Source organism: Pseudoalteromonas sp. CR1 (assembly GCF_019392235.1).
Taxonomy (GTDB): domain Bacteria; phylum Pseudomonadota; class Gammaproteobacteria; order Enterobacterales; family Alteromonadaceae; genus Pseudoalteromonas.
The window spans coordinates 105,629-118,383 of sequence record NZ_JAHXRM010000005.1; the positions used below are offsets into that span (position 1 = coordinate 105,629).

11 protein-coding genes and 2 pseudogenes are annotated in these 12,755 nt (G+C 38.0%); 5 read left to right on the plus strand and 8 right to left on the minus strand.

Annotated features, from left to right (window positions below; translation table 11 throughout):
- The first annotated feature begins 133 nt into the window (after positions 1 to 133).
- The 4 genes and pseudogenes from KZZ04_RS06620 to KZZ04_RS21195 all read left to right on the plus strand — a co-directional run.
- Positions 134 to 1,915 carry a M61 family metallopeptidase gene (locus tag KZZ04_RS06620; RefSeq protein ID WP_219422220.1) on the plus strand — a complete coding sequence of 594 codons (1,782 nt, stop codon included), beginning with the start codon at positions 134 to 136 and terminating at the stop codon, positions 1,913 to 1,915.
- Between the two features lie 154 nt (positions 1,916 to 2,069).
- The gene (locus tag KZZ04_RS06625; RefSeq protein ID WP_219422221.1) at positions 2,070 to 4,157 is read left to right on the plus strand and encodes a bifunctional diguanylate cyclase/phosphodiesterase; all 2,088 of its coding nucleotides are present in this window, start codon (positions 2,070 to 2,072) and stop codon (positions 4,155 to 4,157) included.
- A gap of 429 nt (positions 4,158 to 4,586) precedes the next feature.
- Positions 4,587 to 5,857 (plus strand): annotated as a pseudogene (locus tag KZZ04_RS06630) (O-acetylhomoserine aminocarboxypropyltransferase/cysteine synthase family protein).
- 68 nt (positions 5,858 to 5,925) lie between these two features.
- Positions 5,926 to 6,045: pseudogene (locus tag KZZ04_RS21195) on the plus strand (NADPH-dependent oxidoreductase); the annotation flags it as partial.
- Positions 6,046 to 6,081: 36 nt separating this feature from the next.
- Here the strand turns inward: KZZ04_RS21195 and KZZ04_RS06635 are convergent.
- Genes KZZ04_RS06635 through KZZ04_RS06645 form a run of 3 tightly spaced genes read right to left on the minus strand, consistent with a single transcriptional unit; the run spans position 6,082 to position 9,202 of the window.
- Positions 6,082 to 7,788: an EAL domain-containing protein gene (locus KZZ04_RS06635; protein ID WP_058405282.1), complete on the minus strand. Its 1,707-nt coding sequence runs from the start codon at positions 7,786 to 7,788 to the stop codon at positions 6,082 to 6,084.
- Entirely contained in the window at positions 7,785 to 8,768 is a 984-nt protein-coding gene (locus KZZ04_RS06640) for an ATP-binding protein (RefSeq protein WP_058405283.1), read from the minus strand. Before KZZ04_RS06640 ends, KZZ04_RS06635 begins: the two co-directional genes overlap by 4 nt.
- A 2-nt stretch (positions 8,769 to 8,770) precedes the next feature.
- Complete coding sequence (locus KZZ04_RS06645; protein ID WP_058405284.1) at positions 8,771 to 9,202, minus strand: STAS domain-containing protein; 432 nt, start codon at positions 9,200 to 9,202, stop codon at positions 8,771 to 8,773.
- A gap of 385 nt (positions 9,203 to 9,587) precedes the next feature.
- Between KZZ04_RS06645 and KZZ04_RS06650 the strand changes: the two genes are divergently transcribed.
- Positions 9,588 to 9,746: a hypothetical protein gene (locus KZZ04_RS06650; RefSeq protein WP_235591490.1), complete on the plus strand. Its 159-nt coding sequence runs from the start codon at positions 9,588 to 9,590 to the stop codon at positions 9,744 to 9,746.
- 17 nt (positions 9,747 to 9,763) lie between these two features.
- Here the strand turns inward: KZZ04_RS06650 and KZZ04_RS06655 are convergent, their stop codons facing one another.
- From KZZ04_RS06655 to KZZ04_RS06675, 5 genes are all read right to left on the minus strand, one after another.
- Positions 9,764 to 9,952 carry a DUF1289 domain-containing protein gene (locus tag KZZ04_RS06655; RefSeq protein ID WP_082653630.1) on the minus strand — a complete coding sequence of 63 codons (189 nt, stop codon included), beginning with the start codon at positions 9,950 to 9,952 and terminating at the stop codon, positions 9,764 to 9,766.
- Positions 9,953 to 9,966: 14 nt separating this feature from the next.
- Complete coding sequence (locus KZZ04_RS06660; RefSeq protein ID WP_058405285.1) at positions 9,967 to 10,482, minus strand: hypothetical protein; 516 nt, start codon at positions 10,480 to 10,482, stop codon at positions 9,967 to 9,969.
- Between the two features lie 142 nt (positions 10,483 to 10,624).
- A complete protein-coding gene (hisIE, locus tag KZZ04_RS06665; RefSeq protein ID WP_219422222.1) occupies positions 10,625 to 11,239 on the minus strand; it encodes a bifunctional phosphoribosyl-AMP cyclohydrolase/phosphoribosyl-ATP diphosphatase HisIE in 615 nt (204 codons plus the stop codon).
- A complete protein-coding gene (gene hisF / locus KZZ04_RS06670; RefSeq protein WP_058405287.1) occupies positions 11,230 to 12,009 on the minus strand; it encodes an imidazole glycerol phosphate synthase subunit HisF in 780 nt (259 codons plus the stop codon). The genes hisIE and hisF overlap by 10 nt, the downstream gene beginning before the upstream one ends.
- A complete protein-coding gene (locus KZZ04_RS06675; protein ID WP_006793444.1) occupies positions 11,991 to 12,725 on the minus strand; it encodes a 1-(5-phosphoribosyl)-5-[(5-phosphoribosylamino)methylideneamino] imidazole-4-carboxamide isomerase in 735 nt (244 codons plus the stop codon). Before KZZ04_RS06675 ends, hisF begins: the two co-directional genes overlap by 19 nt.
- Positions 12,726 to 12,755: the final 30 nt, after the last annotated feature.

Genomic DNA, 12,755 nt, shown 5'->3' on the forward strand with positions numbered 1-12,755 from the left:
TCGGTAAAAACTCTATATTTTTATTAGCCTTGTGCGTACAAACTCGTATACATGAGGGTTTATCGCTTTTAATTCACATTTAAATGTTCGCTTGATAACCTTGGCTGCAATCAAGGTCTTAAATAGAGTTTATATGAAAAAGTTATTAGTTTTATCAATTTGTGCTGCATTATCGGCATCTGCTTTTGCTGATGTTGACTACTCATTGAGTATCGATGAGCCTCAGCATCATCTTGGTGATGTTCGCGTTCAATTTCCTAAGTCAGCACAAGCTCATCTTGATATTAAATTACCTTCTTGGCGCACCGGCCGTTATGAAGTCCTTAATCTTGCCAATGGAGTACGTTATTTTAACCCAACGGATAAAGAGGGTAATCCTCTAAAGTGGGAAAAAATTGATCACAGTACATGGCGTGTCCATATTGATACACCCACAGAAGTAAGTGTAGGTTATCAGGTTTACGCCAATGAACTAGGTAAGCGTGCTCGCCACATTGATGATAGCCATGCTTTTATAGATGCTTCTGGCTTTTTTATGTTCAGCGAATCATTTCGTCAAGAGCCTGTAACGGTTAAATTAGAGGTTCCTAAACTGTGGCGTTCTGTTTCTGGGATGGCTAATTTAAATTCAACACACTCGTTTATAGCAGCTAATTACGATGTACTCGTGGACTCGCCTATTGAAACAGGTATTAACCAACTCCATTCCTTTAGCGTTGATGGGCGTGAGTACGAATTGGTAATTTGGAGCGAGGGGAACTACGACGTTGAATTAATGCTGCGTGATCTCAAAAACCTAGTCACAACAGGTAATGTAATTTGGGATAGCTACCCGTATGAACGCTATGTATTTATGGTGCATGCAACGTCTGGCGCAGGGGGGGCAACTGAGCATTTAAATTCGACCATAATTCAACGCCCACGCGGCCGTTTTGGTAGCCGCGAAGATTATTTAGGCTTTATTAGTACCGCTGCCCACGAATTTATTCATACTTGGAATGTAAAAGCATATCGTCCAGAGGGGTTGGTACCTTACGATTACACTAATATGAATTATTCAAAATTACTTTGGATAGCAGAAGGTTCAACAAGTTACTTTGAGGATCATTTGTTAGTACGCTCAAAAATTGAGACGATTGATGAGTTTTTTAATGGATTGACAAAAACCATAAATCGACACTTACAAACACCAGGTAGAGACGTTCAAAGTGCCAGTGAAACAAGTTTTGACAAGTGGATTAACCAAGGTGGAGATCACGGACGTAATTACAGTACAAATATTTATTCAGAGGGTTCATTGCTCTCAATGGTCCTTGATATAAACCTATTAGAAAAAACAGCAGGTAAAGTCAGTTACCGGGATGTGCATAAAGCACTCTATAACAACCATAAGTTACCATTAGGTTTTAATGAAAAAGACGTACTAAGCATTTTACAAAACCTGACGGGTCTCGATTATTCAAACTGGTGGAAAGAGTATGTTGATTCACCTGCAAAAATTGATTTTGACGAATTACTCAATAAAGTAGGTTTGGTTTTTGAGCGACCCAAAGACGCTAAGGCTGTTGCCAGCATAGATGCAGTAGCTAAAAATACCGGGCAGCTTTTAACATTAACACATGTTCAACGTGGTGGTAGTGCGTGGAAAGCGGGATTAACGACCAACGATAAAATCGTAGCTATAAACAAGCATCATGTAGGAAAAGATCTGAAGTCGACCCTTGAAACCTTTAGTCCGTCAGATAAGGTAACCATTGACTTTATTCGTCGTGATTCACTGCAAAGCCTTACCTTAGTGTTAACTGAAAAGTTTGATAAGCCCAAAAAGGTAACAGCAAATCCCCAAGCAACTACAGATCAAAAAGCACGCTTCAAAGCATGGATGGGAGTTGAACACCCAAATGATGTTAAATAGAATTTAACAACACTAATAAAGGAGCTAAGGCTCCTTTATTATTATTTTAACAGTGAATAATACACTTAAGCTTACTTTTGAATATATGTGTATGGAAATTCAACAATTAACTTCTATTATAAAATGAGAAAATTTTATAGGAGATAACCACAATATGAGTTCCAACACGGTTGTTAATCAATTATCTAAACAGTTTGTTACTAACGATTCATTGCACCAACTATTTGAAAGTGTAAATTCAATTTCAGTGCAAGGTTATGATGAACAAAGACGAGTTGTGTATTGGAACAAGGGAAGTGAATTACTTTATGGGTTTAAATCAGAGGAAGCATTTGGAAATAAGTTAGAAGACCTTATCGTACCCGCTCCGATGAAAGACATGGTAGTTGAGGCTCATACAAAGTGGATAAATGAAGGCGTAGCAATACCCGCTGCAGAAATACTACTTAAGCATAAAAATGGAACTGATATATACGTTTATTCAAGCCACGTAATGTTTGAAAATGAATTTAAAGTCAAGCAAATGTATTGTATAGACATTGATTTGTCGGATGTAAAAAAGGCCCAAGCCATTGCTACTTTTAAAGAGCAAATGCTGAAAACAATCTTTGAAGCAATCCCTGATTTACTCTTTTTAATGGATCATGATGGAATCATCATTGATTACCATACTAATAACAAAAATACCCTTTATGTATCCCCTGAAAAGTTTATTGGTAATAGTATGCTTGATATTTTACCAAAGGGTGTTGCAAAAAAATTTGAAATACATATCGCTAAAGCAATCGAACAAGAAGAGATGGTGACATTTAAATATGAGCTTACAGTACGCCAAGGCTTAGCCTACTTTGAGGCAAGGATAAATAAAGTCTCTAAGTATGACCAAATAATGATAATTATTCGAGATATAACCGAACAACACCAATCAGAACAATTAATTCGTAAACAAGCTTATTTTGATAGCCTTACACAATTACCAAACCGCTTACTAGCCCTCGATCGATTATCACAGGTAACAGTAGAAGCCGATCGCAATGATGAAAAAGCCGCGATATTTTTTTTAGATTTAGACGACTTTAAAAAAATAAATGATTCACTTGGCCATGAGGCTGGCGATAAGGTTTTGATTGAAACAGCTAACCGCCTGCAAAGCGCTTTGAGAAAAGCAGATACAATTGGTCGACTAGGAGGAGATGAATTTATAATTCTGTCTAAAGGAATTTCTACTCAGCAAAATGCAGTGGGTATTGCTGAAAAGATTCTACAAAATTTTAGAGACCCCTTCACAATTGAAGGCCGTGAGTTAATGTTAACAATTAGTATTGGTGTGGCAATATTTCCAGATAACGGCAAAACGGCTTCTGATTTACTGAGAAATGCAGATACAGCGATGTATCAGGCAAAAGCACTGGGGCGCAACACATATTCGTTTTTTACCAGTCAAATGAATACCGTTATTCAACGACGCCTAGCAATAGAAGAGCAAATGCGAGGTGCTCTACAGCGAAAGGAGTTTATCCTTTATTACCAACCGCAATTTGATGTTAAAAACAATGAAATTACAGGCGCAGAGGCATTACTACGGTGGCTAAACCCTGTACTCGGTAGCGTGGCACCAGATGAGTTTATCCCTATTGCAGAAAAAACAGGCGTAATTATTTCTATTGGTGAGTTTGTTATTAAAGAATCACTTCACTTACTCAAACGATGGAAAAACGTAGAAAAGTTAAATAAAGATTTTACTATCGCTGTAAATTTATCTCCAAGTCAATTTAAAGATTTAAGTCTGTTTAACTTTATTAAAACATCGTTATTAAATGCGAATATTGAGCCTAAAAACCTTGAGCTTGAAATTACAGAAGGAGTGTTGATGACTGGAGAGTCCACCATTACTGACACTTTAACCAACATCACAAATTTAGGGGTTATTCTATCCATGGATGATTTTGGGACGGGTTATTCATCACTTAGCTACTTAAGGCAATACCCGTTTAATGTATTAAAAATAGATCGTGGTTTTATTGGGGGGATTACTGAAAACAATGAAGACTACAGCTTAGTAGAGGCAACAATTGCAATGTCGCATGGTTTAGGGTTAAGAGTGGTTGCTGAAGGAGTTGAAACTCAAGAACAACTCACAATATTAAAAGAACTTGGTTGTGATTTTGCTCAAGGGTATTATTTTAGTAAACCAATACCTGAGCAAGACCTCATTGATTTTTCGATACGTTTTTATAGTTAACTTGCAGTAAACCTTTTAAAGGGTGCGATGTAACTACCGTGTTTAAATAACATTTTATATACGGTTTTCGAATTCAAACATAAATCGATTTAAGACTTCGTTTAATTAATTACTTCCACATATTGCGGCATGAGCGCGTATTTTAACGTTTTGACTGTGCTATCGCTCTTAAATCTGTTGAGTTATATCTGCACGTCGGATTCAGCGTCTGCTATGTTTTGAGGTGACAATTTAATAGACAATAAGAAGTGCCAAGTTTAGTTCATGCTCTAGTATTAGCTGGTAGGAACTCCAAAACCAAATTAACTAGTTTAATCTTAATTTATAGATTTAACGATTATACTATTCTTTTCTTGTGGGTTTGTATTTTTACGTGCATTTAATTACCCTTAAGTGGTGTGTTTTAATAATTTACCAAAGGAATTAATTATGAAATTAGAGTCTTTAGCACTACACCATGGTTACGAGTCTGAAGAATCCACGAAATCAGCAGCAGTGCCTGTTTATAATACCTCATCGCACACGTTTGATAACACGTAACATGGTGCCGATTTATTTGATTTAAAAGTACCTGGAAATATCTATACCCGCATAATGAATCCGACCAATGCGGTACTTGAGCAGCGTATTGCGGCAATGGAAGGCGGCATTGGTGCGTTGGCTGTAGCCTCGGGTATGGCGGCGATTACCTATGCGATTCAATGTTTATGTGAAGTAGGTACTAATATTGTAAGCACCAGCCAAGTGTATGGCGGCACTTATAATTTATTTGCCCATACATTACCACGCCAAGGTATTGAAGCGCGTATGATTAAGGCTGATGACTTTAGCGCATTCGAGGATGCCATTGACGACAATACCCGTGATATTTTTGTGAATCTATTGGTAACCCTGCAGGTAATATTGTTGATATTGAGCGTTTAGCTAAGATTGCTCATAGCAAAGGTGTGCCACTTATTGTTGATAATACCGTTGCTACGCCGTATTTATGTCGGCCATTTGAGTTAGGTGCCGATATTGTGGTGCACTCACTCACTAAATATATTAACGGCCATGGTACCGCGATTGGCGGTATGATTGTTGATTCGGGCAAGTTTGACTGGAAAGCCAATGCGACTCGTTTTGTGATGATGAATGAGCCTGATCCGTCGTACCATAATGTAGTGTATACCGATGCATTTGCTGAGGCGGCGTTTATTGGTCCTTGCCGCGTTGTACCACTTAGAAATACCGGTGCGGCGCTTGCGCCTAAAAACGCATCTGATATTTTAATTGGCCTTGAAACGTTGGGGCTAAGAATGGATCGCCACTGCGAAAACGCGCAAAAAATTGCTGAATATTTAGAGAGCCATCCTAAGGTGCTTTGGGTTAATTATGCGGGATTAAAATCAAGCCCGTATAACGAAATGAGCCAAAAAATTACCAATGGTAAAGCGTCAGGTATTTTAAGTTTTGGTATTGCCGGTGGCCTTGAAGCCGGTACGCGGTTTATTGATGCTCTAAACATGATTTTACGTTTGGTAAATATTGGCGATGCTAAATCGCTTGCTTGCCACCCAGCATCTACCACTCACCGCCAATTAAATGATGAAGAGCTGGCCAATGCTGGCGTTAGCCGCGATTTAATTCGTTTATCGGTGGGTATTGAAAACATTGACGATATTATTGCCGATGTAAGCCAAGCGCTCGATAAGGCCTAAATCGTACAGTAAATACCTCAAACTTTTTTGAGGTATTTATTTTTGCAATTAAAAAGGAGTGCCGATACATGAAATTTTTAATTTTTCTCGGTTCGGTTAGAAAAAGTACCCCACCTAAACCTGCGCGTTTAGGGGAAAGGGTAGCGAAAGCATGTGAGCGATATTTGCTTGAGCATTACTCTGAGCACTAAACGTAGTAGTCAACTAATTTAAAAGTATTACCTCTACAATCCATTGTTTGCACTGGCTTTAGGATTAGAACTAACTTCATAGAACCCTTTTGGCCTAAGCTGTATTTCGTTAATCAATTCTGCTAAAAGTTGCGGTTTATGGATAAAGAAACCTTGGGCAAAATCTACTTTCATTTTTTTGAGTTCTTCCACGATGTCATTGCTAGAGGCGAATTCAGCAACAGTTTTTAAACCTATCTTGTGGGCAAAATCATTTATTGAGCATACCATTGCATGAGAAAAACTATCATCATTTATATCTTTTACAAACATACCATCAATTTTTATATAATCAACGCGAAGACTTTTTAAGTATTGGTAAGAAGAAAGGCCTGTTCCAAAATCATCTAATGAAAATGTATATCCATTTTCTTTAAGCGAGCTAATAAAGTTTTGAGTTTTCTCAATGTTTGAAATTACTGCTGTTTCTGTAATTTCAAACGTAACTTGTTTAGGGTTGACCTGATATCTATGAGACATACATATTATGAATTCAGCTAACGTCATGTCTGAGAGCGATTGACCGGATAAATTAATTGAAACATTAACTTTTGAATTAATTTTTGAAAAGGTTTCTGCGATTACCCAACGATCTATTTTTGCCATTATTCTAGCTCTCTCAGCAACTGGTATAAATAGGTTAGGAGGAATATTTGTACCGTCTTCAGATTTTAACCTAAGCAGAATTTCATAATGTTGGTGTTCCGAATTGCAAACCAGAGGTGATATTTCTTGTGCAACAAGATAAAAACTATTGTTAGCAATAGCAAAATTAATTGTATTTAAAAGATTGGTATCTTGTAGATAACTTTCAAATTCACCATAGTAACTATCAATAATATGAATTCGTTCTTCATTATCTCCTTTTGCTAATCGGCAAGCTGTATCTGCAGCGTTAATAACTTGGCTAACATTGTCATACTTGCTAGGGTCAATAGGGGCTATTCCCGCGGATAAACTAACACCAAGTACTTTCCCTGAGCTTATTAAGTTAATATTTTCAACTTTTTGCAGTATTACATGAACTATGTCCTTCGCGCGATTTAGGGAACAATTTCTGATCAACAATGCAAATTCATCCCCGCCAATTCGAGCAATATCATCCGAATCTCTTACACAGCTGACAAGGGAAGTTGCTACTCGTTTTAAAACCTCATCACCATAAGCATGTCCTGCAATATCATTAATGAGTTTAAATCTATCTAAATCTATAAATACAACGACCGCGTTGTCGTTTATATTACTTTTTTGGTATGTTGTTTCTAATATTTTTTCAAAACTTTGACGATTCAATAATTGCGTTAAGTGATCATGTGACGTTTTATGAATTAATGCTTTTGTTTCAGTTCGGTCTTCTATTATGAATAACGTACCCTTTAGCATTTTCTGACAGGTAACATAAATGTTTAGGTTATGTTGTTCGCTGTCGCAAGGGAGCGCAAACTTTCTTCGCTTACCTGCCACAATTAAATTCTCATACTTGTCAACCAGAACTGGAATATTCATAAAGCTATCTTTATAATTTTGATCTATAACATCTGATGGACTTTGACTTGTTAAGCCAAGAAACTGGGTAGCGGAGGCGTTAATAATCTCAATTTCGTGAGAATCTGAAAGCACAACAACACCAAATGGGATGGCAGAAATAATTCCTGTCAGCTGCTCGTGTAGAGTCGTAAATTGATCAAATTGAATAGTCATAAAATCTTATCTCTTATAACAATTAATGTCGCATCATCATCTGGTAAAGCGGCTTCATTAAATAGTAAACATGCACTACGTTCTAAAGAACTAGCTTCTCTAATTTCTTTGAGATCTTGAGGCAGTATTATTCCGTCAGAATATAGAAAAAGAGTCATGTTCATAGGACGGTTAACTCTTATATTGTGGATTTTTGAAGGAAGTGTTAAACCTACACTGCCGTCATTTACTGGAAATGCTAATTGAGAGTCCGAAATAATTTTGATACCTAAATCTCCAACAACACAATATTCCAACCAATCAGGTGAGATACGTAATAATGCAATCTGCACAGGGCGATAGGGATAATTGTCTTTGAGGCTCGAGTGGCATAGGCTAATAATGGTCTTCAAATCATCAGTATAATGTTCTTTGACTATATTGAGTGCGCACTGCGATGAATTCGATGCATTGATGCCTTTTCCCGATCCATCAATTAAACAAACAAAAAGTTTATCGCTATGATATTGTTTCAGAAAATATTTATCCCCGTTGACACTGTTCCCAATAGCAGGAAAGGATATCGATACTTTCTCTAATTGATTTTCGGGAGTTGTTAGATAGTGCCGTAATGTAATTGAAAGGCCACTGGGATCATTTTTGTTGACTATAAATTCTTCAACGCACCTTTTAGCTGACCCTAGACCCTTACCTATACTTGGCTCTGAGTGAGTGCTAAATCCATCTACCATAGCTTTTTCAAGATCTGTAATGCCTGGTCCATTGTCTTTTATGGTAACTTGAATACCTCTGCCTCGCTCTATAACTGTCAAAGTAGCGACGCCCGGTAAAGCATAGCGAACTACATTTGTAGTAATTTCTGCAACAGCGATTGTTATCATACCAGCTTCAAATTCATTAAAGCCCAATTCAAAAGCTAATTTGCGTGCTTCTTGAGCAACATAATAAGCATCAACAGGCTCTTCGATAGCAATGTCCATTTTTATTTAGCAATAACATTTACTAACTCTAGGCCAGATGAGCTATAGAAAAAAGTCAATGCAGATTTTAAATCTTTAACCGTATCAAATTGGTCAAATTCCACGCCAGCAGTAACCATAGTTCGTGCTATATTCCCTTTTATCCCACAAAAAACAATTTTCACGCCTATAAGTTCAAGCACTTTTCCTAATCGAACCAAATGTGTGGCCACAGCAGTGTCAATCGCATCAACATTACTGAGGTCAACAATGGCTACGCTATAAGTTTCTTTTTCACATCGAAGTGTCAATGACTCTGTAATTTGTGCCATTCTGCCAGAGTCAATAGATCCAAAAAATCCAGTGTATAGACATTTTTCTGCAATTTCACACGCTATCATAGGAACTTCACCTATTATGTGCCTACGACTAATTGCGACATTTTCTTTAGACATTTTATGTTCCTTTTAAAATATAAAACTAATTTACTCAATGTCTAAACTATAATTTATAAAGGCAAAGAGTGATTAAAAACGTAATTTAATATTGTTAGTGAAATATGCTAAAGATTAACGTTTTTAAATTATGTTTCTTTTTTAAACCGTAAATATTCTGGGCTGGTGTTTTCTTAATAATAGTTTATGAAATAGATTAAGCAAAAAAATTCTTGTATTTTCGATCTTTTACGTAAGTCTTCAAATTGTAGTGGCACACTAACTTTAAATATAAGTGGCTCAATTTGTAATTGACCAAGGCCATTAAGATAATAAGTCAACAGTAGGTAAATGTGGTACTCAATTAAATCAAGTATTTAATAGCCTAGCACCACCCGTTTCCCCCATGATGCCTGAGCAAACATCGTGGGATAGCTATTTTTCGCGCACCTTTAATCAATTAATGTGGTGGGCTGAGGGCTCCAGCAAACAACGTGAAGCGTTAGATCCTAAGCAATTAAGCAAAGATTTTAAACGAGACCCATCACAACGTAATGCGCCCTAACAGTTGATAAATTTATGCTAGTCTTTGTTTGCGTCTTCGCGGGGGGAGGCCAATATTGCTTGCTTTTGTTCGTCAGTTAAAATAATCCAGTCGAATATTTCGTCGCTAGTGCGCCCGCACCCAGTGCAGTAGCCATTCATTCTATAACATTCACCGATACAGTCTGTTTTTAAATGAGTGGATTGTTTACTGGGTGTTTGGCGCATACATTCTCTCGTTATTATTTAGTGGCGACGGGCTTTCCTACTTCTAAATAGGTCGACCAAGTTTTAATTTTTGATAACGTCTTACTGGTATAAACAGAAATAACCGGCGACTTATCATCAAGTACAAAGGTGGTATGCAGCGACGTTTCTGACTCTTTTTGTGTTTCTAACCAGTTGTTTGTTTTAGTTAAACATTGGCGAGTGAGTTCAACTGCTTGTTGATGCATAGCTACCGCTTGTTGTTGATCTTTGTAGCTTTCTTGGCATTGATAGGTCACAGTTTTATTGTTAAAACTAGTCACTTGGCAGTTATCGCCAAATACATTGTACTTTGCAGTCCACACATCTAAATATGAGTTTTGTACTTTGGTGTCTTTTAATGCATCAAAGCGATTATCGAATTCGGTTATTAAGCCATCCATTTTTTCACAGGGCGTTAAGCTGTCTAATTTGGCTTTTTGTTCGCTGGTTAAACTGCTACAGCCAGATAAAATAAGGCCCGTGAGTATAAGCGTTAGATAAGTTTTCATAGTGCGCTATCCTTTTGTAATTGCTACCAAGGATACTTAAGGTAGAGAATAAATGCTATTGAGAGTCTGAATTAAAAAAGAAAAATTATGGCTTGTTATAACGATGTACGCCACATAATGGCGCACACAGTAATCGTTGTATTTACTTATGACGACCTTGTAGGCAAGCAACTACATCAGTGAGTTCTAACCCTTGGCGTTGTAATAGTACAACAAGGTGATACAACAAATCGGCCGATTCGTTGGTAAGCTCATCGTTATCGTGTTTCATTGCGGCAAGGGCAACTTCTACGCCTTCTTCACCTACTTTTTGACAACTACGGCTTAAGTCTTTAGCAAACAATGAAGCGGTGTAGCTTTTTGATGGGTCATCATTTTTACGCTCAACAATGACATCTTCTAATTGTGCTAAAAAGCTTAAGCTTGGTTTAGCATCATCGCCAAAGCAGCTTTGTGTGCCTAAGTGGCACGTTGGGCCCTCAGGGTTTGTCAGTACTAAAATTGAGTCGTAGTCACAATCGGTATGAACCGACACCACATTTAAGTAGTTTGCTGATGACTCGCCTTTAGTCCATAAGCGCGATTTAGAACGCGAATAAAAGGTTACTTTGTTGCTTTCAAGCGTTACCTTTAGTGCTTCGCTGTTCATAAAGCCTTGCATTAAAATAACACCAGAGCGAGCATCTTGAACAATAGCAGGGATCATTTCGCTTTTAGCAAAATCAACTTGAGTTTGGTTTTGTTGTGTTAATTGCATAATCTTGCTGCCACTTGGTTATCGGTTAAAAATTGTTTTAGTTCGCCAATGTTAATCACATTTTTGTGAAAAACACTGGCTGCTAATGCGCCATCTACTTCGCTTTGTTTAAATACGTCTACAAAGTCTTGCATGCTGCCTGCACCGCCAGAGGCGATAAGTGGGATATTACATAATGCACGCATTTTACTTAGTTGCTCGTTGTCGTAACCGTTGCGAACACCATCTTGGTTCATACAATTTAAAACGATTTCGCCTGCACCTAAGTCTTGTACGCGTTTAACCCATTCTTCGGTTTTATAACGGGTGCGGCTTGATGCATTAGGATCGCCGGTTAATTGATACACTAAGTATTCGCCGGTTACTTCATCGTAAAAGCTGTCAATACCTACAACAACACATTGCTTACCAAATTCATCGTGTAGCTCTTTTATGAGTTCAGGGCGTGCAATAGCAGGGCTGTTGATACTTATTTTATCGGCACCACGCTCTAAAACCCGTGCTGCATCGGCTACCGATTTAATACCGCCAGCCACACAAAATGGAATATCAATGTGGCGGGCAATGCTCTCTACCCAGTTAACATCAAGTAAGCGTTTTTCAACACTTGCGCTGATCTCGTAAAAAACCAGTTCATCAGCACCAGCATCGCTGTATGCTTTTGCCATTGTTAAAATATCACCAACAACTTCATGGCCTTTAAATTTAACGCCTTTTACTACTTGGCCGTCTTTAACATCTAAACACGGAATTATGCGTTTTGATAACATGCCAACGCCTCCTCAACACTAAATGCGCCATCAAGCAGTGACTTACCTAAAATAACGCCGCCTACGCCAAGCTCTTTAAGTTTTTTAATGTCATCAAGTGAACTTACGCCACCAGAAGCTTGTACTTTAATGGTGCTGTTGTGACGAGTTAAATCTTCATACAATTCAAACGATGGGCCTGTCATGGTGCCATCTTTACTGATGTCCGTACATAAAAAGTCAATAACGCCCAAGCTTACATAAAAATCAACAAGCTCAAGTAAACCAAACTCAGATTCACTTAACCAACCGTGCGTAGCAGGTGCCCAGCCAGTGGCTGTTTTATTTACATCAAGGGCAATAACAAAGTGCTCTGCGCCAAATTGTTCAATCCAGGCTTTTACTTGCTCACGTTTTTCTACCGCCATTGAGCCAATAACAACTTGGTTAGCGCCGGCTTTTAGCCAATCACTTACATCTTGCTCTGAGCGAATACCGCCGCCCACTTGGTACGGTACGTTAAGCGCTTTAGTTGCGGCTTGAATATGTTGCCACTGCTTTTTACTTGGATCGCGTGCGCCCTCTAAATCTACAAGGTGTAGCTTACCTGCGCCGCTGTCGGCGTATTCTTTTAAACGTGCACCAAGCTCAAAAGGGTAAAACTGAGCGGTGTCGTATTTACCTTGGTATAAACGAACAATTTGATTTTGTAATACGTCTAATGCTGGAATAATCACAAATAATCTCTTTATTGTTAGTTAATGGGC

What these genes read in the sequence shown, in the direction of transcription:
- KZZ04_RS06620 (WP_219422220.1), top strand. Translation starts at nt 134, where the DNA reads ATGAAAAAGTTATTAGTTTTATCAATTTGTGCTGCATTATCGGCATCT.
- KZZ04_RS06625 (WP_219422221.1), top strand. Translation starts at nt 2,070, where the DNA reads ATGAGTTCCAACACGGTTGTTAATCAATTATCTAAACAGTTTGTTACT.
- KZZ04_RS06635 (WP_058405282.1), bottom strand. Translation starts at nt 7,788, where the DNA reads ATGACTATTCAATTTGATCAATTTACGACTCTACACGAGCAGCTGACA.
- KZZ04_RS06640 (WP_058405283.1), bottom strand. Translation starts at nt 8,768, where the DNA reads ATGGACATTGCTATCGAAGAGCCTGTTGATGCTTATTATGTTGCTCAA.
- KZZ04_RS06645 (WP_058405284.1), bottom strand. Translation starts at nt 9,202, where the DNA reads ATGTCTAAAGAAAATGTCGCAATTAGTCGTAGGCACATAATAGGTGAA.
- KZZ04_RS06650 (WP_235591490.1), top strand. Translation starts at nt 9,588, where the DNA reads ATGATGCCTGAGCAAACATCGTGGGATAGCTATTTTTCGCGCACCTTT.
- KZZ04_RS06655 (WP_082653630.1), bottom strand. Translation starts at nt 9,952, where the DNA reads ATGCGCCAAACACCCAGTAAACAATCCACTCATTTAAAAACAGACTGT.
- KZZ04_RS06660 (WP_058405285.1), bottom strand. Translation starts at nt 10,482, where the DNA reads ATGAAAACTTATCTAACGCTTATACTCACGGGCCTTATTTTATCTGGC.
- hisIE (WP_219422222.1), bottom strand. Translation starts at nt 11,239, where the DNA reads ATGCAATTAACACAACAAAACCAAACTCAAGTTGATTTTGCTAAAAGC.
- hisF (WP_058405287.1), bottom strand. Translation starts at nt 12,009, where the DNA reads ATGTTATCAAAACGCATAATTCCGTGTTTAGATGTTAAAGACGGCCAA.